This is a genomic window from Novosphingobium sp. FSW06-99 (assembly GCF_001519065.1).
Taxonomy (GTDB): domain Bacteria; phylum Pseudomonadota; class Alphaproteobacteria; order Sphingomonadales; family Sphingomonadaceae; genus Novosphingobium.
This window is the reverse complement of the sequence record NZ_KQ954256.1, coordinates 94,228-116,556: the sequence shown is the minus strand read 5'-3', so window position 1 is coordinate 116,556 and position 22,329 is coordinate 94,228. Positions and strand designations below refer to the sequence as shown.

Genomic DNA, 22,329 nt, shown 5'->3' with positions numbered 1-22,329 from the left:
ATTGGTGGTTATTTTTCAACCGCTTTCAAAAATTTTACACGCTCTGAAAAATACGAGTTTCCATTTATTATCGCTAAATATGGGCTGCTGCCCGTTTGATGGACATCGGGTTAAGGCTCCTCAACCTTGGCGGAAAGCTTCGATGTCGTACATACGGCATGTGGGCCACGTATATTCCGATGCTGGTCGGGCAATCTGCGGGCGCTAGGGGTGGTTGACGGTTCGGCGTGTTGATGCGCCGGGGAGCCGACAAAGGAACGCCGCCATGCGCGCTGCTGTGTTTGCCCGGGTCGTGATGTCGCTTTCGCTTGGCGTTCTGGCGGTGCCTGCCCTGGGGCAGGGGACGGGTCAGGCGGCGCAGCAGGCCAATCCGCCCGATCCGGTTACTGCTGAAAGCACGGTGGCGCCTGCCCTGCCTGCTGATCCGGCGTATCACGGCGGGCCTTATGCGGGCGCGCTGACACCGCCGCCCGCTGCGGCGATGGGCAAGACTTATCCGGTTTGCACACGGACTTTGCGCGATGGCTGCACCAATCGCGGCCCCGCCCATGCGCATCGCGCACCCTGATCACCGCAACTCGACTGACGGCGTTGCCACCCACCGGAGCATAGACAATGGACAAAGACAGAATTCGCGGCGCGGCCAAGCAGGTCAAGGGCGCCATTGAAGAAGCGGTCGGCAAAGTGACCGGCGATGCCAAGTTGCAGGCCGAAGGCGCGGCGGACAAAGCTGCCGGAAAAATCCAGAACGCGATCGGCGGGGCCAAGGATGTGCTGCGCGACAAACCATGACGGCAACGCCATGACAGCCACGACATGACGCCAACGACATGACGGCAACGGCATGATGGCGGCGGTGCGACGGTGGCAAGCCGCGCACTGCCGCCATGGCGCATGATGCTCGCAAAATCAGGACAAACCGGAATGTATCAGACGATTGTGGTGGCCTTTGACGGCACCGATGCGGGGGCGATTGCCCTGCGCCAGGGCGGGGATCTGGCGCGGGTGTGCCACGCGCAATTGCATGTGCTGGGGATTGTCGTTTCATCGGGCGGGTTGTTGCTCGATCCGGCAATCGTGCCGATCGACCTGCTGGAAAGCGAACGCCAGATCCTGCAGGCAACCGTTACCGATGCGGCACACGCGCTGGGCCAGCGGGACCACCCGGTCCAGACGGCGATCCGTGATGGCGAACCCGCGCGCGAAATCATCGCCTATGCCCAGGCGGCCAAGGCGGATCTGATCGTCGTCGGGCACAGCCACAAAGGCCTGCTGGCGCGCTGGATCGAAGGATCGGTGGGCGCGCATCTGCTCGGCGGGATGCCGTGCAGCGTGCTGGTGGCGCGCGATCGCGCTGCCGAAAAATAATTTACGACATCCTGCATCCGCAGGCCTGCCCCGCGACGTAATTGTCGCGAACGGTTTGAAACCGTTCTCATGCGCGGCCCGATACCATTGTCGGTGCCGTTGGGGGAGTATTGTCGGCAGTATTCACGACCTATTTTGCGCATGGTGTTGGGCAGGACTTGCCGATCAATGCGCGCAAATACGGGAATGGATTGCCGGTAATGCTCCGTTTATGAGGGGAGCAGACCAGAATGACGGATTTTATGAGGCACCGGATCGCGCTTGCGGTCTGTATTGCGGCTGCAGGATGCGCGTGGGCGCCGATGGCCTATGCCGATAGCGCCCCGGCGCTGGCTGCCAGCGCGGCCGCGGCAGGCGATGGCGCGGCCGACATGCCCGCAGGCGCGGGCACCGATGCACCGGGCGACCATGCGCCGATGATCGAAACCGGCGGGCGGCTGCTGCTGACCGGCGGGGTTTCCACGATCGAAGGCGCGGGCGGTGGCGGGCTGGTGCCGTGGGCGCTGATCGGCGGCTATGGCACGCGCGATGAAGTGGGGATGCAGGCGTTTGCCACGGCGGTGGGCACGACCGACTATCATCTGCTGGCCTATGGCGCGTCGGTCAATCTGTTCAACCGGGTCGAAGTGTCGCTGGCGCGGCAGAATTTCGATCTGCGCAGCACCGGCGCGCTGCTGGGGTTGGGCAACAATTTCATCATCAGCCAGACGATCATCGGCGCCAAAGTGCGGCTGATCGGCGATGCCGTGCTCGATCAGAACAGCCTGTTGCCGCAGATCGCGGTGGGCGCTGAACACAAGATCAACGATGATACCACCGTCGTTGGCGGCGCGCTGGGGCTGAAACGGTCGGGCACCGATTACTATGTGGCCGCGACCAAGCTGCTGCTGTCGGAAAACCTGCTGCTCAACGCGACGCTGCGCCTGACCGATGCCAACCAGTACGGCATTCTGGGCTTTGGCGGGCTGGGCCACACCGATCAGGCGCTGAAGGCCGAATTCGAAGGTTCGGCCGCCTATCTGATCACGCGCAAGCTGGCGTTTGGCGGCGAAGTGCGCACCAAGCCTAACCAGTTGGAAGGCACGCTGGGCGGGACGACGTTCCGCGAACAGACCGCGTGGGACGTGTTCACTGCCTATGCGCTGAACCGCCATGTCTCGGTCACCGCGGCCTATGTCGATCTGGGCCAGATCGCGCTGCGTACCCAGCACGCCGGCTATCTTTCGCTGCAATTCGGTTTCTGACCGTCACAAAGGACTGTTTGCGATGATTTCATTGTTCGTTGCGCTGGCGCTGACCGCCGCGCCCGTTACCGAGCCCGCCCTGGGCGATCCCTCGATCAAGCCGCACTATCCCACGCTGCCGGTGATCACCGACAACGAGCATCTGTTCGACCAGTTCGGCGGCAAGCCGGGGCTGACCGCGCTGATCGACGATGCGATGAACCGCTGGCTGGTCAATCCGCGCACCCGCCCGTTTTTCGAACATGCCGATCAGGCGCGGATCAAGGACTTGCTGGTCAAGCAGTTCTGCGTCGTGCTGCACGGGCCGTGCACGTATGATGGGCGCACGATGGCGGAATCGCATCGCGGGCTGAACATCCGCGAAGGCAATTTCTATGCGCTGGTCGAGGAATTGCAGATCGCGATGAACAAGCGCGGCATTCCGTTCAGCGCGCAAAATCGCCTGGTGGCCGCGCTGGCGCCGATGCACCGCGATATCATCGCCAAATAAGGATGCGCCGGTATGCACAATTCCCTCGTTGTCGCATGCCTGTTCATGGCGGCGGCCTTGATCTCCGGGGCCGCCGCCTCTTCTCCTGATGTCGCACCGGGTGCCCGGCTGTGGCAGGCGCGGTGCAGCACATGCCACGCGCTCGATACCAACCGTGTCGGGCCGCTGCATCGCGGAGTCTATGGTCGCCACGCCGGGCAGGTGCCGGGCTATGCCTATTCGTCCGCGCTGAAGGCGGCCGATATCGTGTGGAACGATGGCACGCTGGATCGCTGGTTGCAGGGGCCGCAAAAGATGGTGCCGGGCACGCGGATGGTTCTTGTGGTGCCCAATGCCGCCGACCGTGCCGCGATCATCGCGTATCTCAAGGCGCAATCCGGGCAGTAACCGGTTCCCTTCGGGTCGCAAACCGCGAAGGGCGTGCCACAGGATTACCCCAGATCCTGTGGCACGATAATCAGGCGTGGCGCCGCCGCGCAAAGGGCCACCCGGCCACTTCGCCGGCATAGAGCGCCGCCCAGATCAGCACGGGCTGAAACAGCAGGCGCGGCGCGTGATAGCCCCAGCCCAGCGCCACGCCGTCGATCGCGACATGGGCAAAGGCGTGGTAAAAATTGGCCGGCCACACGCACAGCGCATAGGCCGCCAGCCCGATGCCCGCCGCGCGGCGCACCGGCGTGATGATCAACCCCGCCGCGCCCAGCAGTTCGGCCATCCCGGTGGCCAGCACGACCGCGTGCGGCCAGGGCACCCAGGGCGGCACGATCTGTTCGAAGCTGTGCGCGCTGTGCAGATGCAGCCAGCCTGCCAGCGCATAGAACACCACCAGCACCCAGCGCAGGATTGTGCGGCCCCGGCGGGCGCGGGCAGACAGCGGCTCGGTCATCGAATACTGGCCTTTTGGACGGGGGGCGTCCCTGAGAGTCTGATACAAAATTCGCGAAATAGCGAATTTTGAAGGCCGCACCGGCCCGCTCCCCCACCCGACCACCCAATACCGTATACTTACGTGGGTGGTCAGGTGGGGGAGCGGGCCGGTGCGGCCTTCGGAAATTTCGGCAAAGCCGGAATTTCCGATCAGACTCTTGAGTCCATATCAGGCCAGATTGTTACGGGCCAGCGTGGTGCCCGCGCGCCACGACACGCCGACTTCGTGCCAATATCCGGCGATCTTTTCGTGCGGAGCGATGTCGAGCAGTTCCTCGACTGGCGAATCGAAATAGGCGAGGTCGAAATCGCCGGTAAAGCAGCGTCCGAAATCGACGTCATAGCTCGACATCGTCACCACTTCGTCGAGGCTTTGCCGTCCATCGGTTTCAATGGCGGGCAGCCAGCGATTGTGCACCATCGGCAATCCGTTGACAAAACCGGGCTTTTCCGCCGTGCCGGTGATCGTGAAGCGGCCTTCGGCCAGCCGTCGGTCATTGGCCGCCAGCGTCACGCCGAACGTGCCGCCGGGGGCCAGCCGGGGCCCGGCCTTGCCCACCACGACCGGGCGGCTCATGTGGATCGATCCCAGTTTTTTGGGATAGCCCTGATGCTGCCCGCGCAGCATCGCGAATTCCTTGTCGACCCAGATATAGACACAGCGCGACCACGTCTTGCCCTGGTACTTGCAGCGCACGACGATGAACATTTCCTTGTACTGCACGCGCACTGGATCGAGGATCTGCGCCGGATCGTCGCTGGTCGATTGCCAGTCGGCCCAGATCGCGGCGACCGCGCCGGGGTCTTCATCGGCCAGTGTAAAGCCGTCGGGCAACAGTGCGGCGATCTTCGCCGGGTCGGTGCGGTATTCCAGCGTGATCAGTTCGCCCGAATAGTGCCAGGGCACCGGTGGCACGATGCTGGCCTTGCCGGTGGGGGTGCGCGGGTAGAACAGGCCCTTAAGATCGCTCATCAAACTGCCTCGCATGGTGTGTGGCTGTGTTCTAGCCGATTGATCGTGCCAAGCTTGGCCGCAACGGCCAAAGCCAGCGCGCCACATCGCAGGGTATGACACGGCTACGAACGAAAGGATTCCCCCCCATGACTGTCGAATACCGCCGCATCCTGCTCGATGGCTATCCGATCCTGGCCACGCGCCATGGCGATGAACTGGTGACCCGCGACGGGCGCAGCGTGGGCGTGGACGAGGCGGTGCATCTGGCGCCGGTCAACCCGTCAAAGATCATCTGCGTCCACCTCAACTATATCAGCCGGGTGCGCGAATTTATCACCAAACTGCCGCCCGCCCCCACCTATTTCCAGAAACCGCTGACCGCGCTCAACACGCACAAAGGCGCGGTGGTCCGCCCCGAACGCTGCAAATGGCTGAATTACGAAGGCGAAATTGCCATCGTGATCGGGCGCACCTGCCGCAACATCGCGCCCGATGAGGCAGGCGACTTCATCGCCGGGTACAGCGTGGCCAACGATTACGGCTTGCACGATTTCCGCGACACCGATGCCGGATCGATGCTGCGCGTCAAGGGCTCGGACACGCTGTGCCCGATCGGCCCCGGCCTCGTCACCGGCTGGGATTTCCGCGACAAGACCATCCGCACTTATGTCAACGGCGAGGTGCGCCAGGAAGGCAACACCCGCGAGATGGAATGGGACATGCATTATCTGGTGGCCGACATCGCGCGCACGATCACGCTGGAACCGGGCGACGTGCTGTTGTCGGGCACGCCGGCCAACAGCCGTCCGGTGCAGCCCGGCGACGTGGTCGAAGTCGAGGTTGAGGGGCTGGGCCGCCTGTCGAACACCATCGTCCACGGGCCGACCCCGATCCGCGACGATTGCGGCGCGCAGCCAACCGAATCCGAAGAAGTGATCTCGACCGCGATGGGCGGCGACTGGGAATTTCGCGGGCACCGCGCGGCGCGTGGCGCGGGTGCGGCGCACTACGAATCCGCGGTCGAGGACAAGTGATCGCTTGATCGCGGCCCGGTGCCGCCGCATTGTGCCGCGATGGCCGAACCCGTCATTGCGGCACAATTCCTGCGCCATGTGGCCAATTGCCTTGAACTGACGGGGCGGTCGGCGGGCGGATTGCTGGCCGAACTCGGGCTCGACCGCGATGCGATCGAAGGCGCCGATACCGAAATTCCGCTCAAACAGTTTCTGGTGTTCTTCGAGCGCGCGGCAGAGCTGGCGCGCAATCCGTCGTTCGGCCTTCATGCCGGGCGGCTGGTCGGGTCCGACAGCATCGGGCCGCTCAGTTTCCTGTTTCTCAGCGCGCCCGATCTGGCCACCGCGTTCGCCAGTTTCACCCGCTATCTCGACACCATGCAGCAGGCATCGCGCAATCGCTTTGTGGTGGAGGGCGATCGGGCGATGTTCGAATATCGCGTGGTCGATCCCGGCCTGCCGCTGCGCCGCCAGGATGCGGAATATTCGATCAGCGCGATGTTCAGCCTGGCGCGGCAATATACCGGCGGCGCAATCGAACTGAGCGAAGTGCGGTTCGAACACGAACGCGCCGGGGCCTATGGGGTCTACCGCGATTATTTCGGCTGCGACGTGTTCTTTGAACAGGCCACCAATCTGATCGCGTTTTCGGCCGATACACTGCGCCATCGCGGCCGGGTGCTCAGCCCGGTGCTGCACCCGATCATGGAAGACCACTTGCGTCGCCGGGCCCACAGCGGCGACGAGGGCAGCCTGCCCGATCGCATCCGGGCCATCATTGCCAACGCCCCGCTCGACACCCCGCCGCAGATCGCCGCCGTGGCCATGCGGCTGGGCCTGTCGCTCCCCACGCTCCACCGCCGCCTGCGCGCGACCGGCACGAGTTGGCGCACGTTGCTCGATGATCACCGCATGGCCGCCGCGCAGCGCATGTTGCGCGAAACCGGCCGCAGCGTGGCCGATGTCGCGCTGGCGGTCGGCTATGCCGAAAGCGCCAGCTTCAGCCGGGCTTTTTCACGCCATTTCGGGCGCAGTCCGAGGGAAAGTCGGGATTAGAGCGTCCTGCGATAAATCTGTAACACCGTGACGGAGCCGATTTTGGCCCAGTGCAAGGAGGGATGGCGCAGGAATATCGGGAATATTTCAAGCCACCTCGACGCCGCAATGGGCCAAAAGCGGCCCGCCCCGAAGGGGTTGCTCTGGAAAGCTCCTTGGCAGCGTTGCGTCGCTTGCACGGGGCAACCAGCCCGCGCTGCGCGACGCGCCTCCCCACGGGGCTTTCCAGAGCAATCACGGTGTTACAGACTTGTCGCAGGACGCTCTAAGGGCGTGAACGATCAAAACCGGATGCGGGCAAACAGCGCCTGCAAGGTCGCGGCCATCCATGCCTCGTCGACCAGCGCGAAATCGGCGCGGATCGGATCGCCGGGGGTCACGCCATAGCGGCTGCGGCCGATTTCCTCGATGGTGGCCATGGCATGGCCCTGGTCGAGCCACAGCACCAGCCCGGCCACCCGGTTGCTGTGCACTTTGAGCACAAACCGCTTGATGTCGCTGGTGGCGCCTTCTTCGGTCCATTCGAATTCGCTGCGTTCGGCAATCGCGGCTTGCGCCAGTTCAACCAGCCGGGCCAGCATCGGGCCCTCGGTCTTGGCCCAGCGCATGCGCTCGTATTGCACGGCATCGACGGCTTGCGAAATGCGGTCGCATTCGAGGAAAAAACTGTCTTCGGACATCGATCGGCCTTCGATGCCAGGGCAGGGCCTGCAACGGGCGGCATCTTGCCCGGCCAGAGCACAGCCTTAGCAGCAACTGGTGAACGACCGGTTGCGCCGCGATGAAAAACGGGCGCGCGAAAAAAGGGGCGCGCCGGACAATCCGGCACGCCCCCAGGGTGGAATGTGATGGGTAATCAGTACCGCACGGTGACGCTGACACCCCAGGTGCGCGGTTTGGCATAAGTCTGGTTGGTCGCGCCGAGCAGGCCCGACAGATCGAGGTTGTAGACGCGGTACAGCTTGTCGGTGACGTTGTTGAGGAACCCTGCGAATTCCAGCTTTCCGTCGAGCACGGCATACGTCACCCGCACATTGCCGAGGGTGCGGCCTGGTTCGTAATCGTCGGGCGCGTTGTTGGTTTCGAAATAGCTGCCCGATTCGTATTTCCAGTCGGTGCCCAGGCCCAGTTGGCCGGGGCCGACCGGGAATTGGTAATGCACGTTCCAGCCCAGCGAAAATCCGGGCGCCTGAGGCAGCTTGCGATCGGCCAGGGTGCCGTCGGGCAGCGCGATATCCTTGACTTTGGTCGACAGGAACGTGGCGAAAGTGCCGATATAGAGCCCGGTCACGGGCCGCGTATTGAATTCGAACTCGGCGCCGTGTTCAAAGGCCTGGTGGTTGGAAATGTACTGGTTGACCCCGACGTTCTGGAACGCCTGATAGCCTTGATAGTTGTAGAAAAACGCCGACCCGTTGAAATGGGTGGTGTGGTTGAACAGGCTCAGCTTGAACCCGCCTTCCCAGTTGGTCAGCACTTCCTGCCCGAACGGGATCGACTGCACCAGCGGCGATCCGGTTGCGGACGAAACGGCGGGGTTGTCGGTATAGGGGCCCGGTGAGGATACGGTGCCGAACCCGCCCGCCTTGGTGCCCCGGTTGACCGAGGCATAGACCAGCGTGTTGCTGTCGGGCTTGTAGTCGATTTCGGCCTTGCCCGACCAGTTGTTGAACGTGGCAAAGCGCAAGGCGGCGACATCGGGGAACGTGGTCGCCCAGTCGAACTGCAGCACGCCGTTTTCGTAATCCTGGAATTCGATATGCTTGCGGTCGTGCGAATAGCGCAGGCCGCCGATCAGCGAGACGGTCGGGGTGACCGCATATTCGCCCTGGGCAAAGGCCGCCAGCGAATCGGTGTTTTGCGTGCCGCCGTAATTGAGCAGCCCGATCCCCGGAAAAGCGGTGGTCGGGCTGTTGACCTGGTACTGGTTGGCGGTGTGAATGTTCATGGCATAGAGCCCGGTCACCCAGTTGAGCGCGGCGGTCTTGCCCGACAGGCGCAATTCCTGCGACATCTGGTACAAGTGCTGATGCGTGTCGTAATTGAACGCATCGTTGGGCGACATGTCCGAATCTTCGCCATAGTCCTTGCCCAGGTGCTGGTAATCGGTGACCGAATCCAGCGCGCCCCAACCGAAATCGTGGGTGTAGCGCGCGCTGACGTCCCAGAACGTGCGGTTGAAATAGGGCACGCGGTCCTCGCTCTGGATGAACGGGCTGCCCGATTTGTTTTCATAGCCATTGGCATCTTCGCCATTGACGGCACTGGTGCCGAAATAGGCCCCCGGATTGAAATTGGGCAGTTGCGCGGCAAATGTGCCCAGATTGTGGTTGTTGGGATCGGGATAGGCCGCTGCCCAGGAGTAGAGCCCGGCGTCGCGTTCGTGATCGTTGCGCAGCGTCTGGATCTTGATCACCAGTTTGTCCGCCGGGCTCAGGTCCGCGGCGATCTGGCCACGCAGGCCATAGAACTTGTTGTTGCCAAGGCTGGGCCCTTGCGTGTTCTGGATATAGCCGCCCGAATCGTTGGTGGTGAACGAAAACCGCGCGCGGATGGCATCGGACAAGGGCCCGCTGATCGCGCCTTCGGTGGCGACCTGGCCGTAGGAGCCGGTGGTCAGCGTCACAAATGCCTCGGGCCGGGCACTGGGTTTGGCCGACACAAACTGGACCAGCCCGCCGGTGGCGTTGCGGCCGAACAGCGTGCCCTGCGGCCCGCGCAGCACTTCGGCGCGGTCGAGATCGAAGTTCATGCCTGTGATCGCACCCAGCGAGGCGACATAGACTTCGTCGTCATAGAACGCGATCGGCGCTTCCTGTGCGTCGGTGAAATCGTTTTGTGACACGCCGCGGATGTTGAACACGGTGATCGTCGGCGAATACTGGTTGACCTCCAGATCGGGCACATGCCCGGCCAGCGCGGTCACATCCTGTCGTCCGATCGCGGCCAGCGTGTCCTTGCCCAGGGCGGTCACGGCGATGCCGATTTTCTGGGCACTTTGTTCGCGTTTCTGCGCGGTCACGACGATTTCGCCGACTTCGGGCGTGGTGGCGGCGGGCGCTGTCGCCTCGGCGGCCCTGGCGACATGGGGCATGATGCCGATGGCCAGCGCGAGTGCCGCGACCCGGGTGGAACAAATCCCTCTGATTGCCATGATGCAAATAACTCCCCGCATGATTGGCACAGCCCTTGGCGGGCGCTACCGATCGGCCGCTTATGTGCGGCCCGTGATCACACCATGCGGCGAGTTTGCGGTCTGCTCTTGCCAGATGCGGCCAAATCGGCCGCCGTTGTCGATTGCGCGCGGTTCACGCCGCCGCGTGCAGCCGCCGATGCGCCAGCGTGGGAATGCGCAGCAGGACAAAGCTGATCAGGAACAGCGCAATGCACACCAGTTCGACCGTGCGGAACCCCTTGCCGTCGATCAGCGGCGCGGCGATCAGCGGGCCGCCGCCCAGACCGATCATCTGCATCGCCACCGCAAACGACATCATCCGCCCGCTGGCATCGAAATCGCCGATCCGGCCAAGGATGAACGGCAGGACAAAGTTCCACAGGATGTTGAACCCGCACACCCCGAGCGTGAACAGCAGGACGCCGGGCGATCCCAGCAGCAGCGCGATGCTGGCCGCGCCGCCCAGGATGCCCCCGGCGATCGCCACATCGCGCGGGATGCGATCGGCCAGCATGACCGAGGCGAGCGCGCCCGCCACCGCCATCGCTTGCGACAGGAACAGCGCATTGGCGACCACCTGCTCGGTGATCCCCGCGCTGGTGCCGACCAGAAACAGCACCGCCCAGGCGATGCCCTGCGCGATGTTGTAGGCCAGCACGGCCATCAGCGCGACCGCCAGCAGCGCCGTCGGCAACTGGCGCACGCCGGGTCGCGCCAGTTCCGCCGCGCCATAGCCATGCGGCACAAACAGCACGGCGATCAGTGCCAGCGTCGACAGCGCGGCAAACACGATGAACAGACCGCCGATGTCGATCCGGTCGAGGATCACCGGCAGATACCACAGCCCGAATGCGCCATAGCTGAGCAACAGCACGAGATAGAGCGCGACATTGCGTTCGGCCTTGGCGGTGATGCCGACAAATGTGAAACTGATCGAGATGATCATGCCTTCGCCAAATCCGGCGATCAGGCGCAGCCAGCCGAACGCGGGTGCGTGGCTGGCCAGCGCGGAGGCGAGATCGCCGCCAGCGGCAATCAGCAGACCGGCGGCGACGATGGCGCGCCAGTCGATGCGCGTGCCCACCAGCGCCATGAAAATCGTCGCCAGCGCCACGCCGAGCATTTCCAGCCCGACCAGATCGACCGCGCGCGCGTCCGACACGTGAAGATGTTCGACGTAGCCCTGGACGATGCCCGGTTGGATGATGAACGACAGCACCCCGATCGTGCCGAGCGCGATCGCGCTGACGATTGCCGGCCAGCCGTTGACGTTGATCTCGCGCCGTCGTTGCTGTTCTTGTGCCATGTGCGCCATTGTCCCGATGATATTTCCCCAACCCTGGTCTGGCATCATGCACCGGTCCGGGCTTGTCTCAAATGGCCAAGGCGCCAGCTTCCTTTTGTGTGGGGTGACTTAAAATATCAAGATATGATATTTATGATCAATTCGCATCGCCCCACTTGCGATACCGTTCATCCATAACGCGATTGAACGCGATTCTGGGGAGATTCGCATGCCGGACATCACGATGGCGCCGCCGCGCGCCCAATTGGGCCGCAACACGGCCAGCCAGGTTCATGCCAGCGCGCTCAACGGCTGGGACGGGCTGGTCGACGCGGCGCACGTTCCCGAAATTCATGCGCTGCGCGATACCCTGCCGTGCGATATCAGCCGGCCGTCGATCCCGCTGGCCGAATTCGTGCGCTTTTCCGAAGGTGTGGTGGCCCGCGCGCGCGACGTGGCGATTCCCTGGGCGGCAGGCATGCGGTTCGATCTGGGCACGCTGGGCGGTGGCCTTGGCGAACCGGTGCTGGGCGCCACCCGCGTCGGCCCGGCGCTGCGGCGGCTGGTTGATCTGTTCGTGGTGCTGCAGGATTGCACCGAGATGACGCTCGATCACGAAGAGGGCATGGCCAGCGTCAGCTATCGCATTCTCGATCCCGATATCTGGCCGCGCCACCATGATGCGATGTTCACGCTGGGCATCGTGGCGCAGATCATCCGGCGCGGCACGCGCGGGGCGTGGGACAAAGTGGAATTCGCGTTCGAGGCCGAAGCCCATGAAATGCGCGGCGATATCGGCAAAGTGCTGAACGCGCCGTGCAGTTTCGGCGGCGATACCAACCAGATCCGGTTTCCGGCCGCGATGCTCGATCTGGCGCTGCCGGTGGAACGCCCGTCGAACGACCTGAGCCAGGTCAACCGCGCGATTGTCGAACGCCGCCGCGCCACCCCGCTGGTCGAACGGCTGGCGCAAGTGGTGTGGCGCGACATGAATTGCCGCCCGATCGAACAGGAACGCATCGCGCGCGAAATCGGCATGTCGAGCCGGACGATGCGTCGCAAGCTGGCCGACGAGGGCAGTTCGTTCCAGGAAGTGCTCGACGAATGCCGCATGCGCCAGGCGCTGTTCGAATTCCGCACCCGGCCCGATCTGTCGATTGCCGAAATTGCGTTGCGGCTGGGCTATGCCGAACACAGCAATTTCACCCGCGCGTTCCACCGCTGGAGCGGGGTTTCGCCACAGGCCTGGCGCGCGCGCATGGCAAAGACCGCGCACTGATGGCCCGCCTGCTGCTGCTTGAGGGCAACCCCGCCGATCGCCGCGCGCTGGCGCGCACCCGCGGCGTGCGCTGGTCGAGCGAGATCTATGCGCAGGCGATCCATGCGCATTTCCCCGATCTGGTGCTCGACGTGGCCTATGCTGCCGATCCGGGCGAGGGCCTGCCACCGGGGCGCCAGTGGCACGACTATGCCGGGCTGGTGATCACGGGGTCGGCGCTCCATGCCTATGATGGAGATCCGGCGGTGACCGGCCAGATTGCGCTGATGGTCGCTGCCGCAGAGCACGGCCTGCCGATCTTTGGCTCGTGCTGGGGGTTGCAGATTGCGGCGGTCGCGGCAGGCGGGACTGTTGCCCGATCCCCGCGCGGACGGGAAGTCGGCCTGGCGCGCAAGATTGCGGTCACGCCCGCAGGGCTTGCCCATGTGATGTTCGCGGCGAAGACCCCGGTGTTCGATGCGCCCTGCATCCATTATGACGAAGTCGCGGTGTTGCCCCCGGGCGCCACGCTGTTGGCCACCAACGGCCACAGCGCGGTGCAGGCGGCCTTGATCCCGCTGGGTAAAAGCACGGTGTGGGCGGTGCAATATCACCCCGAATTCGATCTGGCGCAGATCGCACAGCTCAATCGGCTGGATGAGGACGACATGATCGCGCAAGGCTTTTTTGCCGACCATGCCGCGATTGCCGCGCACAACGACAAGCTGGAGGCGCTCCACGCCGACCACACGCGCGCCGATCTGGCCTGGCAACTGGGTATCGATGACGACATTCTTGACGATCGCCGCCGCGCGGCGGAGATCATCGCCTGGATCGAAACCGAAGTGCTTCAGGCCAGTCCCAGCCGCGCCAGCTCGCTGGCCATTTGCGGGGGCAGCATGTCGGCGCTTTCGCCAGAGGCCAGATCGGCGGGCGCGTCGGCCTGTTCCAGATAGCGCCAGCCCTGGTGCGCGCGGCGCGGGCGCGGGTGGACATCGATCAGCCGGCCGGAAATGATGATTTCGGTGCGTCCGTCGGGGGCTTCGGCAAAACCCAGGATTTCCGAACGTGCGACCAGTTGGTGCTTGAGAATCCAGTAGACCGAACCGCCGATCATTTCGGCATGGCGGCGCGGCATGTTGCGCGTGGTCAGGTGCGCGCGTTCGCCGCGCGTCTGGAACCAGCCGTGAACTTCTTCGAGCGATTGCGCGCCATAGGCGACTTTGGTCATGTTGAGCGGCATGTCACCGATCTAGGGTGCCCGGCGTCCAAAGGGAAGGTGCCCGCTGGCGCAAGTCAGGCCGTAAACTCATAAACCGCACCATCGAGGCGCCAAAATGGCAAACATATCGGGCGAAAATGCGCGCGGCGAAGGCTGGTTGCCTTTGCAAGCGCATTTTTGTTCGAGATGGCAGCCATTTTGGCGTCCCGCAGGGATTTGGCCCAGAAGGCCCATCCCTGCGTTGGATAGGCTGGAAATAGAACCACTATTCCTGCGCCTATCCGCCTTGTGCTGGGCCTTCTGGGCCAAACCTCGATGGTGCGGTTTATGAGTTTACGGCCTAGCATCGACAATGGCGGCAGACGCCCTATATCAGCCGCAAATTGATGGAAGGACCGTTGCAATGGCCGAAGAAAAATTGGTGTTCTCGCTCGATTCGGGCGACGTGGTGATCCGCCTGTTCCCCGACAAGGCGCCCGGCCATGTCGAACGGATCAAGGAACTGGCGAACGAAGGGTTCTATGACGGGGTGAAATTCCACCGCGTGATCCCCGGCTTCATGGCGCAGGGCGGCTGCCCCGACGGCACCGGCATGGGCGGTTCGTCAAAGCCCGATCTGAAGGCCGAATTCAACGACGTGCCCCACGTGCGCGGGATCTGTTCGATGGCGCGCACCCAGGCGCCGCATTCGGCCAACAGCCAGTTCTTCATCTGCTTTGACGACGCGCGCTTCCTCGACCGGCAATATACCGTGTGGGGCGAGGTAGAAAGCGGCATGGAACATATCGACGCGCTGCCCAAGGGCGAACCGCCGGCCAAGCCGGGCGTGATCAACAAGGCGAGCGTCGTCGCCGCCTGATCGGTTGCGGTGCTCCCCGGTCACCCGATCGGGGAGCATGCGGCTACAAAAAACTTTATTAGACTGAGGTATAAGTCGTATTGCAGGGGGCAGCGGCATAAGGGGACAGTCCCCTTGCAACAGGCGTTGAAATCTCATGTCCCGATCCGCAGAATCCGCCAGTCCCAGCCGCATTGGCCATCGGGGGTTCGCCGCCAAAATCATGGACGCCGATGCCGCCGCCGCGCTGATCCGGGCAGGCGACACCGTAGGGATGAGCGGGTTTACCGGGGCCGGCTATCCCAAGGCTGTGCCGCAGGCGCTGGCCCGCCGCATCGAACAGATCCACGCCGCGGGCGATCCCTTTGCGATCCGCGTGTGGACCGGGGCCTCGACCGGGCCCGAACTCGACGGTGCGCTGGCCAAGGCCAAGGGCATCGATTTTCGCCTGCCCTACAATTCCGATCCATATGCCCGCGAACAGATCAACGCGGGCACGATGCAATATATGGACATGCACCTCAGCCAGGTTGCGCCAATGGCGTGGCAGGGCTTTCTTGGGCCGCTCGATGTCGCGCTGATCGAGGTTTCGGCGATCCTGCCTGACGGTTCTGCCGTGCCGTCCAGCTCGGTCGGCAACAACAAGACCTGGCTCGACCGTGCCGACCGCGTGATTCTGGAAGTCAATTCCTGGCAGAGCGCCGCGCTCGAAGGGATGCACGACATCTATTACGGCACCGCGCTGCCGCCGCATCGCGTGCCGATCCCCCTGCTGGCGCCGCGCGACCGCATCGGTCAGCCGACATTCCGCATCGATCCGGACAAAGTTGTGGCGGTGGTGCAGACCGACACGCCCGATCGCAATGCCCCGTTCAAGGCGCCTGATGCCGCCGCCCATGCCATTGCCGGGCACCTGATGGAATTTCTGGCGCATGAAGTGAAACTGGGCCGCCTGCCGCGCAGCCTGCTGCCGATCCAGTCGGGCGTCGGCAATATTGCCAATGCGGTGCTGCTGGGGCTGAACGACAGCGCCTTCGAGCCGATGACGGCCTATACCGAAGTGCTGCAGGACGGCATGCTCGAACTGCTGGCCAGCGGCAAACTGTCGATGGCATCGGCCACCGCCTTTTCGCTCAGCCCCGAAGCGGCGGACCTGCTCAACCGCGACATGGCGCTCTATCGCGACCGCATCGTGCTGCGCCCGCAGGAAATCAGCAACCATCCCGAAGTGGTGCGCCGTCTGGGTTGTCTGGCGATGAACGGGATGATCGAGGCCGACATCTACGGCAATGTCAATTCAACCCACCTGATGGGCAGCCGTATCCAGAACGGTATCGGCGGGTCGGGCGATTTTGCGCGCAACGCCTATATTTCGATGTTCATGGCGCCATCGACCGCCAAAGGCGGCAAGATCTCGACAATCGTGCCGCAAGTCAGCCATGTCGACCATATCAACCAGGACGTGCAGGTGATCGTGACCGACCAGGGTCTGGCCGATCTGCGCGGACTGGCACCCAAACAGCGCGCCCAGGCGGTGATCGCCAACTGCGTCCACCCCGATTACCGCGACCAGTTGGCGGACTACTATGCCCGCGCGCTGCACGATTCCTATGGTAAACATACCCCGACGCTCTTGGCCGAGGCGTTGTCGTGGCATCAGCGCTTCGTCGAAACCGGGACGATGCGCGCCTGAACCGGAAACTCAGTGCTTGGCCTTGGGGTCGCGCACGGCGTTCTTGAACTGCGCATTGTCGTTGGGCGCCAGAGCGACCGGGGCCTTGGCAGCTTTGGCGGCCTTGGGCTTGCGTTCTTCGCGGTTGCTGCGTTTTTGTGATTTGGCCATGAAACAGGTATCCGGGGGCGCGCGGCAGGCATTTTGGGGCGCGACCGGTCGACCCTACCACGAAGGTGGGTGCGCGCCCCATCAATTCGGCAGGGCCGGTCAGCCCAGCCGGTCCTCGTCGGTATAGATGTCGAACCGGGTCAGCGTGACCATGCCGAAAGTGGTGGTCAGCGCGGCATCGGCGGCATCGCGCCCGCGCGCCATCAGGATACGGCCACGCCGGGGGTAATTGTGTCGGGCGTCGAACACGTACCAGCGTCCGTCGAGCCAGACCTCGAACCACGCCGAAAAGTCCATGTCGCCGACCAGCGCGGGCAGATCCATATCGCCCAGATAGCCGGTGCAATAGCGCGCGGGGATGTTCATGCAGCGGCACAGCGTGATCGCCAGATGCGCATAATCGCGGCACACGCCGACTTTTTCATGAAACACGTCAAACGCGGTCTTGGTCGGGCGCGCGGCCAGATAGTCAAAACGGATATGGTGATGGACCCACGACACGATCGCCTGCACCAGCGACCAGCCTTGTGGCACGTGGCCGAACAGGCCCCACGCCGCCTCGGTCAGGCGATCGGTTTCGCAATAGCGGCTGGCCAGCAGATAGAGCAGCACTTCGTCGGGCAAGTCGGCCAGCGCGGTCTGCCGTGCGTCGGGCACCACCAGATCGGGCTCGAACGCGTCTTCGATCACGAAACCGCACGAAATGGTGATCCCGCCTGCCGGCATCGTCAACCGGGTGCAGATATTGCCGAAGCCGTCGACATAGTCATACAACGGCACGTCGGGCGTGGTGAAAATCCGTTGTGCAGTGCGCAAGTCCTTGTTGCGCGAAGCATGCACCGACAAGTTGGCGAGCATCGGCACCGCCTGGCTTGACGCAAAGGCAATATCGTATCCGGCGCGTATCAGCATGGCGGCAGCTTCCTTCACATGATCGGAAAAAGCGCGTGTGATACCTCGTCGCGCAAAGCGCGACCCATACCTCCCGCCCCTCCTCCCCGCCCGACCACCAACGATACCAGTAGGTTATGGTGGTCGGGCGGGGAGGAGGGGCGGGAGGTATGACTGCACGTCAGTGCAGCGTGGTATCAGCCGCCTTCATGCGCTGTCTACACTGCGGCTGCGCAGGCGTGCAACCGCTGCCGCAAACAAAGACGGTTTACCCCGCGCGCGCGGGCAGCGTTTCGCCAAGCGCCCGGTCGAGCCGGGCGAGCAAGTCGGGCGTGGCCGAGGCGATGCCCAGCAACAGGCCAGGGCGTGGTGGCCCGAGATGGCATCGCGACAGCGCCATGATCCCCAGCCCGCGTTGGTTGAGCGCGGTGGCCAGCGCCTGGTCATCCGTCGTCTGGTCGCGCAAGTGGGCGGCCAGTTGCAGGCCGCCGTCGCGCGGGCCGGGCATCAGCCAATCGTCCCACTTGTCCACCAGCAGCGCAGCGGTGGCCTCCATCCGTGCCTGATAGATCCGCCGCATCCGGCGAATATGCGCGGCAAGGTGTCCCTCGCGGATGAAATCGACCATCGCCGCCTGCACATGCATCGCCACCGCGCCGCCGCTGCGCCGCAGCGCGGCCTGCGCAGCGGGCAGCAGGAGCGGCGGGACGATCGCATAGGCCAGCCGCAATCCCGGCGCGAGCACTTTGGAAAACGTGCCGATATAGGCCACTTGCGCCGCACGAGCCAAACCCTGCAGAGCGGCAAGGGGCCGTCCGGCATAGTGGAATTCGCTGTCGTAATCGTCCTCGACGATCAGCGCGCCGTGCGCTGCGGCATAGTCGAGCAATGCCATCCGCCGCGCCAGGCTCATCGCCACCCCGGTGGGATACTGGTGCGACGGCGATACGTGGATCAGGCTGGGCGCGGGGGACAGGGGCGCGGCGGCGAGGGCCAGGCCCTGATCGTCCACCGGTACGGGCACCAGCCGTGCCCCGGCGCGCGCAAAGATCGCCTGTGCGGTCGGGTAACCGGGGTCTTCGATCCACACCGTATCGTTTGGCGCCAGCGTCAGCCGGGCGATCAGGTCGATTGCCGCCGCCGTCGAGGGCACGATGATCACTTGCGCCGGGTCGGCCACCACCGCGCGGGTGCGCGCGACGTGCTCGACGATCGCTTCGCGCAGCGGGCCCAGTCCCATCTCCTCGCCATAGCCCAGGTCGTGCCAGCGCAAGTTGCGTGCCCGTGTGCCGAGGCAGCGGCTCCACGCCTTGACCGGAAACAGGTCGAGATCGGGCAGGCCGGGGCGCAGCGGCGCAAACCGTTCGGGCTCGTGCGGGACCAGGGCGGGTACGGCTGGCGCCGCGCCGTGGCCCATCGGGTGCGCGGGCAATTCGGCGACGCGCGTGGCCGATCCCGTGCGGGCGGCAATATAGCCTTCGGCGCGCAGCCGGTCATACCCGGCGACCACCGTGCTGCGCGCCACACCCAACTGGTTGGCCAGGGCCCGCGTCGAGGGCAGGGCGCCACCCGGACCGATCTGGCCGGCCAGGATGCGCGCGCGCACCGCGTGGTAGATCTGCCCTTCCAGATCGCCGCTGGCCCGGTCGAGCGCCAGCCATGCCGGTATCGCGTGTCGCATGGGGGCATCAAAGCGGTTTGCCGAAAATTTCACAAGTGGAAGTTTTGACCAGTCCGGTTGATGGCTATCCGGGGATCGCTCACCGCATGACGGAGGTTTCATGTCCAGTTTTCCCGTGACCGAACGCAGCCGCATCCGCCGCCTGCACGAACGCGGCACGCATGACGAGGCGGCCGTCCACGCCGTGCTCGATGCCGCGCCCTTGTGCCATGTCGGCTATGTCATCGATGGCGAGGCCTATGTGACGCCGACCATCCACTGGCGCGAAGGCAATCGCGTCTATTGGCATGGCTCCGCCGCCAGCCGCTTTCTGCGCAAGGTCGCGGGCCAACGCGTGTGCCTGACGGTCAGCCTGATGGATGGCTATGTCATGGCGCGTTCGGCGTTCAACCATTCGGTCAATTATCGTTCCGCGATGGTGTTCGGCCGCGCGCACGTGGTGACCGATCCCGACGAGACCGCCGCCGCGTTGCACCGCTTTGTCGAGGATATGTTCCCCGGCCGGTGGGATGACTTGCGCGCGATGACCGCGCAGGAGCTCAAGGCGACCAGCGTGCTGTGGCTGGACATCGAGGAAGCCAGCGTCAAGCACCGTGCGGCCCCGCCGGGTGACCCCGAAGACGCAGGCCATCCGGTGTGGGCCGGGGTGCTGCCGATCACCACCACGCTGGGCGCCGCCGAACCCGCGCCCGGCCCGCACCACGACCTGCCCTTGCCCGAGGCGCTGGCCGACTTGATCGCATCGGGGCGCTTGCGTTGATCACGGCGCCGCAGGCCCCCGTTTGCCGCCGGTGCAGACTTCGAAACTCGCCTTTTCGCGCGTTTCGAGTCATCCTTTAGAAGGAAGCGCGCCGCACTGCGTCGCGAGGGGAGAGCGTGATGACCGATCAGCCGAAATTTCTCGCCGTTTTTCTGGGATCACCCGACAGCCCGGCAATGGCGCGGTGGAACGCATTGGCGGAGGACGAGCGGAACCGGCGCCAGCAGGCGGGCATGGCGGCATGGCATGGCTGGGTCGAGCGGCACCAGGCGTCGATCGTGGTGATGGGAGGGCCGCTCGGGTCCACCTTGCGCGTTTCGACGATGGGCGTGACGCCGACGCACAACGCGCTGTCGGCGTTCACCATCGTCGCGGCGGACACGCAAGAGACCGCGGCGGCGCTGTTCGAAGACCACCCGCATTTTGCGATCTTCCCGGGTGACGCGGTCGAAGTCATGCCGATCAGGCCGGTTCCCGGCGCGGGCTGATTACAGCCCCGCCTTGATCATCCAGTCGTGGAACAGCCGCACCGGGCGCGATTGCAGCGCGCGCGGGCGGCACACGAACCAATAGCTGTAGGGGCTGTCGACTTCGATGTCATAGACGCGCGCAAGCCGCGAATCGTGGCTGCGGGTGAAATGGTCATCGTGCATGATCGCGATGCCCAGGCCCTGGGCGGCGGCTTCGAGGATCAACTGGCCCGAATCGAAATGGTCGATCGCCGCCGGTTCGAGCGATTCGAGATGGAGCGTGCGTTTCCACGCCTCAAAGCTCATCGGCAGGTCGTTGTGGACCAGAAACGTCTGCTTCGACAGCTTTTCGATATCGGGCCGGCTGCCCAATGCCGCCGCCACATCCTTGTTGGCGATCGCATAGACCCGGTTGTGATCGAGCCGCACCGCATGGAGCGAGGCGTCGGGGCCTTCGGACAGGATGATCGCCGCATCGATCGTGTCACCCAGCTTGGTTTCGGCGGAATGGCCGCTGTCGATATCGATGTGCAATTGCGGGTGCAGCCGCCGCAGTTCGCCCAGCCGGGGGAACAGGCGCTGGCTGCCGAACAGCGGCAACACGCCCAGCCGCAGCCGCATGCCGCGCCCGGTGTCGATCAGGCGGTCGATGCGATCGGCCATCTCGTCGATCAGCGGCGCGACCACGTCGTAAAGCTCCTGGCCTTCCTCGGTCAGCTTGAGTGCCTGGTGCTTGCGTTCGAACAGCGGTTTGCCGACGAATTCCTCCAGCGCGCCCAGCCGCCGCGACAGCGCCGAAGGGCTGAGCGCAAGCTCGGCCGCAGCCGTCTTGGCCGAGCCCGCGCGGACCACGCGGATGAACGCTTCGAGCGAGCGGAGCGGGGGCAGGCGGCGAATCACGCTTCGATATCCTGACCTGCTGTTGCCGGTGCGTGCAGCCGCAATCGAGTCAGCCGCCGTTCGTCCCCATCGGTCACTTCAATCCGCCATCCGCTGTCGTGGTCGAGAATCCGGCCGACTGGCGGCACTTCTCCGGCCAGCACAACCGCCAGTCCGCCGAGCGTATCGACATCCTCGTCGACAATGGCAAGCCGGGGATCCACCCTTTTACCAACCGCGTCGAGTTCGGCGCGCGCGTCGACATCCCAGGTGTCGGGATCGATCCGGTGGATCAGATCGACCGGAGCATCGTCGTGTTCGTCCTCGATCTCGCCGACGATTTCCTCGACCAGATCCTCGAACGTGATGATCCCGTCGGTGCCCGAATATTCGTCGATGACGATCGCCAGATGGGTGCGGCTGGCGCGCATGTCGCCCAGCACGTCGAGCGCGCCGCGCGCCTGGGGCACAAACAGCGGCTGGCGCATCAGGCCCGACCAGTCTTCGGGCGCGGGCGCGCCGTGCAGCGCCATCTGCACCACGATCGGGAACAAGTCCTTCACGTGGACCATGCCGACCACTTCATCGAGCGATTCGCCATAGATCGGCAAACGGCTGTGCCCATGTTCGGCAAACGCGGCGACCAGTTCGGCAAAGCTGGCGCCTGCCGGAACCGCGACGATCTGCCCGCGCGGGATCGCCACGTCGTCGGCATCGTGTTCGCTGAAATGCAGCAGGTTGCGCAGCATCTGCCGCTCCAGCGGAACCAGGTCGCCACTGGTATCGGTGGCCGTGCCCAGATCGCCTTCGTGCTCTTCGATCGCTTCCTCGATCTGCGCGCGCAGCGACTGGTCGTGGTCGTTGCCGCGAAACAGCGCCTTGACCATGCGCCAAAGCGCGTGGCTACTGTCGCCTTCGCCCGAACGGCTGTCGCCGCCGGACCCGTTGCCCTCGGGCACTTGTCTGATCTCCTT

The 22,329-nt window shown here is 64.4% G+C and carries 25 protein-coding genes; 14 read left to right on the top strand and 11 right to left on the bottom strand.

Annotated elements, in window-relative coordinates; genetic code table 11:
- The first annotated feature begins 265 nt into the window (after positions 1–265).
- The 6 genes from AQZ49_RS11350 to AQZ49_RS11325 all read left to right on the top strand — a co-directional run bounded on the left by AQZ49_RS11350 (position 266) and on the right by AQZ49_RS11325 (position 3,489).
- The gene (locus AQZ49_RS11350) at positions 266–568 is read left to right on the top strand and encodes a hypothetical protein (RefSeq protein ID WP_067615651.1); all 303 of its coding nucleotides are present in this window, start codon (positions 266–268) and stop codon (positions 566–568) included.
- A 47-nt stretch (positions 569–615) separates the two neighbouring features.
- Complete coding sequence (locus tag AQZ49_RS11345) at positions 616–792, top strand: CsbD family protein (protein WP_067615650.1); 177 nt, start codon at positions 616–618, stop codon at positions 790–792.
- A gap of 132 nt (positions 793–924) precedes the next feature.
- Positions 925–1,368 (top strand): universal stress protein, encoded by a 444-nt coding sequence (locus AQZ49_RS11340; RefSeq protein ID WP_067615648.1) that lies wholly within the window; start codon positions 925–927, stop codon positions 1,366–1,368.
- A 302-nt stretch (positions 1,369–1,670) separates the two neighbouring features.
- A complete protein-coding gene (locus AQZ49_RS11335) occupies positions 1,671–2,612 on the top strand; it encodes a DUF3034 family protein (protein WP_067615646.1) in 942 nt (313 codons plus the stop codon).
- A gap of 22 nt (positions 2,613–2,634) precedes the next feature.
- A complete protein-coding gene (locus tag AQZ49_RS11330) occupies positions 2,635–3,102 on the top strand; it encodes a group I truncated hemoglobin (RefSeq protein ID WP_067615644.1) in 468 nt (155 codons plus the stop codon).
- Positions 3,103–3,114: 12 nt separating this feature from the next.
- The gene (locus AQZ49_RS11325; RefSeq protein ID WP_067615641.1) at positions 3,115–3,489 is read left to right on the top strand and encodes a c-type cytochrome; all 375 of its coding nucleotides are present in this window, start codon (positions 3,115–3,117) and stop codon (positions 3,487–3,489) included.
- Positions 3,490–3,559: 70 nt separating this feature from the next.
- Here AQZ49_RS11325 and AQZ49_RS11320 read toward each other — a convergent pair whose 3' ends face one another.
- Both AQZ49_RS11320 and AQZ49_RS11315 read right to left on the bottom strand, forming a co-directional pair.
- Positions 3,560–3,988 (bottom strand): DoxX family protein, encoded by a 429-nt coding sequence (locus tag AQZ49_RS11320; RefSeq protein WP_067615639.1) that lies wholly within the window; start codon positions 3,986–3,988, stop codon positions 3,560–3,562.
- Positions 3,989–4,198: 210 nt separating this feature from the next.
- The gene (locus AQZ49_RS11315; RefSeq protein WP_067615637.1) at positions 4,199–5,002 is read right to left on the bottom strand and encodes an acetoacetate decarboxylase family protein; all 804 of its coding nucleotides are present in this window, start codon (positions 5,000–5,002) and stop codon (positions 4,199–4,201) included.
- A 128-nt stretch (positions 5,003–5,130) separates the two neighbouring features.
- Here AQZ49_RS11315 and AQZ49_RS11310 point away from each other — a divergent pair, with 128 nt between their 5' ends.
- Both AQZ49_RS11310 and AQZ49_RS11305 read left to right on the top strand, forming a co-directional pair.
- Positions 5,131–6,018 carry a fumarylacetoacetate hydrolase family protein gene (locus AQZ49_RS11310; protein WP_067615635.1) on the top strand — a complete coding sequence of 296 codons (888 nt, stop codon included), beginning with the start codon at positions 5,131–5,133 and terminating at the stop codon, positions 6,016–6,018.
- A gap of 39 nt (positions 6,019–6,057) precedes the next feature.
- Positions 6,058–7,053 carry an AraC family transcriptional regulator gene (locus tag AQZ49_RS11305; protein WP_067615633.1) on the top strand — a complete coding sequence of 332 codons (996 nt, stop codon included), beginning with the start codon at positions 6,058–6,060 and terminating at the stop codon, positions 7,051–7,053.
- A gap of 281 nt (positions 7,054–7,334) precedes the next feature.
- Here the strand turns inward: AQZ49_RS11305 and AQZ49_RS11300 are convergent, their stop codons facing one another.
- The 3 genes from AQZ49_RS11300 to AQZ49_RS11290 form a co-directional block, all read right to left on the bottom strand.
- A complete protein-coding gene (locus AQZ49_RS11300) occupies positions 7,335–7,733 on the bottom strand; it encodes a hypothetical protein (RefSeq protein WP_067615631.1) in 399 nt (132 codons plus the stop codon).
- Positions 7,734–7,909: 176 nt separating this feature from the next.
- On the bottom strand, positions 7,910–10,207 hold the full coding sequence (locus AQZ49_RS11295) for a TonB-dependent receptor (RefSeq protein WP_067615629.1): 2,298 nt from the start codon (positions 10,205–10,207) through the stop codon (positions 7,910–7,912).
- A 154-nt stretch (positions 10,208–10,361) separates the two neighbouring features.
- The gene (locus tag AQZ49_RS11290; RefSeq protein WP_156428265.1) at positions 10,362–11,534 is read right to left on the bottom strand and encodes an MFS transporter; all 1,173 of its coding nucleotides are present in this window, start codon (positions 11,532–11,534) and stop codon (positions 10,362–10,364) included.
- A gap of 208 nt (positions 11,535–11,742) precedes the next feature.
- Here AQZ49_RS11290 and AQZ49_RS11285 point away from each other — a divergent pair, with 208 nt between their 5' ends.
- Together AQZ49_RS11285 and AQZ49_RS11280 are read left to right on the top strand one after the other, a co-directional pair.
- Complete coding sequence (locus AQZ49_RS11285) at positions 11,743–12,792, top strand: AraC-like transcriptional regulator QhpR (RefSeq protein ID WP_067615625.1); 1,050 nt, start codon at positions 11,743–11,745, stop codon at positions 12,790–12,792.
- A complete protein-coding gene (locus tag AQZ49_RS11280) occupies positions 12,792–13,727 on the top strand; it encodes a type 1 glutamine amidotransferase (RefSeq protein ID WP_067615623.1) in 936 nt (311 codons plus the stop codon). Before AQZ49_RS11285 ends, AQZ49_RS11280 begins: the two co-directional genes overlap by 1 nt.
- Here the strand turns inward: AQZ49_RS11280 and AQZ49_RS11275 are convergent.
- Entirely contained in the window at positions 13,622–14,014 is a 393-nt protein-coding gene (locus AQZ49_RS11275; protein ID WP_067615621.1) for a DUF1489 domain-containing protein, read from the bottom strand. The genes AQZ49_RS11280 and AQZ49_RS11275 overlap by 106 nt on opposite strands.
- Positions 14,015–14,396: 382 nt before the next feature.
- Here AQZ49_RS11275 and AQZ49_RS11270 point away from each other — a divergent pair, with 382 nt between their 5' ends.
- Both AQZ49_RS11270 and AQZ49_RS11265 read left to right on the top strand, forming a co-directional pair.
- A complete protein-coding gene (locus AQZ49_RS11270) occupies positions 14,397–14,852 on the top strand; it encodes a peptidylprolyl isomerase (protein WP_067615619.1) in 456 nt (151 codons plus the stop codon).
- A 136-nt stretch (positions 14,853–14,988) separates the two neighbouring features.
- A complete protein-coding gene (locus AQZ49_RS11265; protein ID WP_067615617.1) occupies positions 14,989–16,524 on the top strand; it encodes an acetyl-CoA hydrolase/transferase family protein in 1,536 nt (511 codons plus the stop codon).
- Positions 16,525–16,533: 9 nt separating this feature from the next.
- Here the strand turns inward: AQZ49_RS11265 and AQZ49_RS22565 are convergent, their stop codons facing one another.
- The 3 genes from AQZ49_RS22565 to AQZ49_RS11255 all read right to left on the bottom strand — a co-directional run bounded on the left by AQZ49_RS22565 (position 16,534) and on the right by AQZ49_RS11255 (position 19,246).
- A complete protein-coding gene (locus AQZ49_RS22565; RefSeq protein WP_197411019.1) occupies positions 16,534–16,674 on the bottom strand; it encodes a hypothetical protein in 141 nt (46 codons plus the stop codon).
- A 99-nt stretch (positions 16,675–16,773) separates the two neighbouring features.
- Positions 16,774–17,586, bottom strand: coding sequence for a transglutaminase-like domain-containing protein (locus AQZ49_RS11260; RefSeq protein ID WP_067615615.1), 813 nt, complete (start codon positions 17,584–17,586; stop codon positions 16,774–16,776).
- 247 nt (positions 17,587–17,833) lie between these two features.
- Positions 17,834–19,246, bottom strand: coding sequence for a MocR-like pyridoxine biosynthesis transcription factor PdxR (locus AQZ49_RS11255; protein ID WP_067616073.1), 1,413 nt, complete (start codon positions 19,244–19,246; stop codon positions 17,834–17,836).
- Between the two features lie 100 nt (positions 19,247–19,346).
- Between AQZ49_RS11255 and AQZ49_RS11250 the strand changes: the two genes are divergently transcribed.
- Positions 19,347–20,006 carry a pyridoxamine 5'-phosphate oxidase family protein gene (locus tag AQZ49_RS11250; RefSeq protein WP_067615613.1) on the top strand — a complete coding sequence of 220 codons (660 nt, stop codon included), beginning with the start codon at positions 19,347–19,349 and terminating at the stop codon, positions 20,004–20,006.
- 119 nt (positions 20,007–20,125) lie between these two features.
- Positions 20,126–20,494: a hypothetical protein gene (locus tag AQZ49_RS11245; protein WP_067615610.1), complete on the top strand. Its 369-nt coding sequence runs from the start codon at positions 20,126–20,128 to the stop codon at positions 20,492–20,494.
- Here the strand turns inward: AQZ49_RS11245 and AQZ49_RS11240 are convergent, their stop codons facing one another.
- Both AQZ49_RS11240 and AQZ49_RS11235 read right to left on the bottom strand, forming a co-directional pair.
- Positions 20,495–21,376 (bottom strand): LysR substrate-binding domain-containing protein, encoded by an 882-nt coding sequence (locus AQZ49_RS11240; RefSeq protein ID WP_082701724.1) that lies wholly within the window; start codon positions 21,374–21,376, stop codon positions 20,495–20,497. It abuts the gene before it with no gap.
- Positions 21,373–22,314, bottom strand: coding sequence for a hemolysin family protein (locus AQZ49_RS11235; RefSeq protein ID WP_067615607.1), 942 nt, complete (start codon positions 22,312–22,314; stop codon positions 21,373–21,375). The genes AQZ49_RS11240 and AQZ49_RS11235 overlap by 4 nt, the downstream gene beginning before the upstream one ends.
- Between the last annotated feature and the right edge of the window lie 15 nt (positions 22,315–22,329).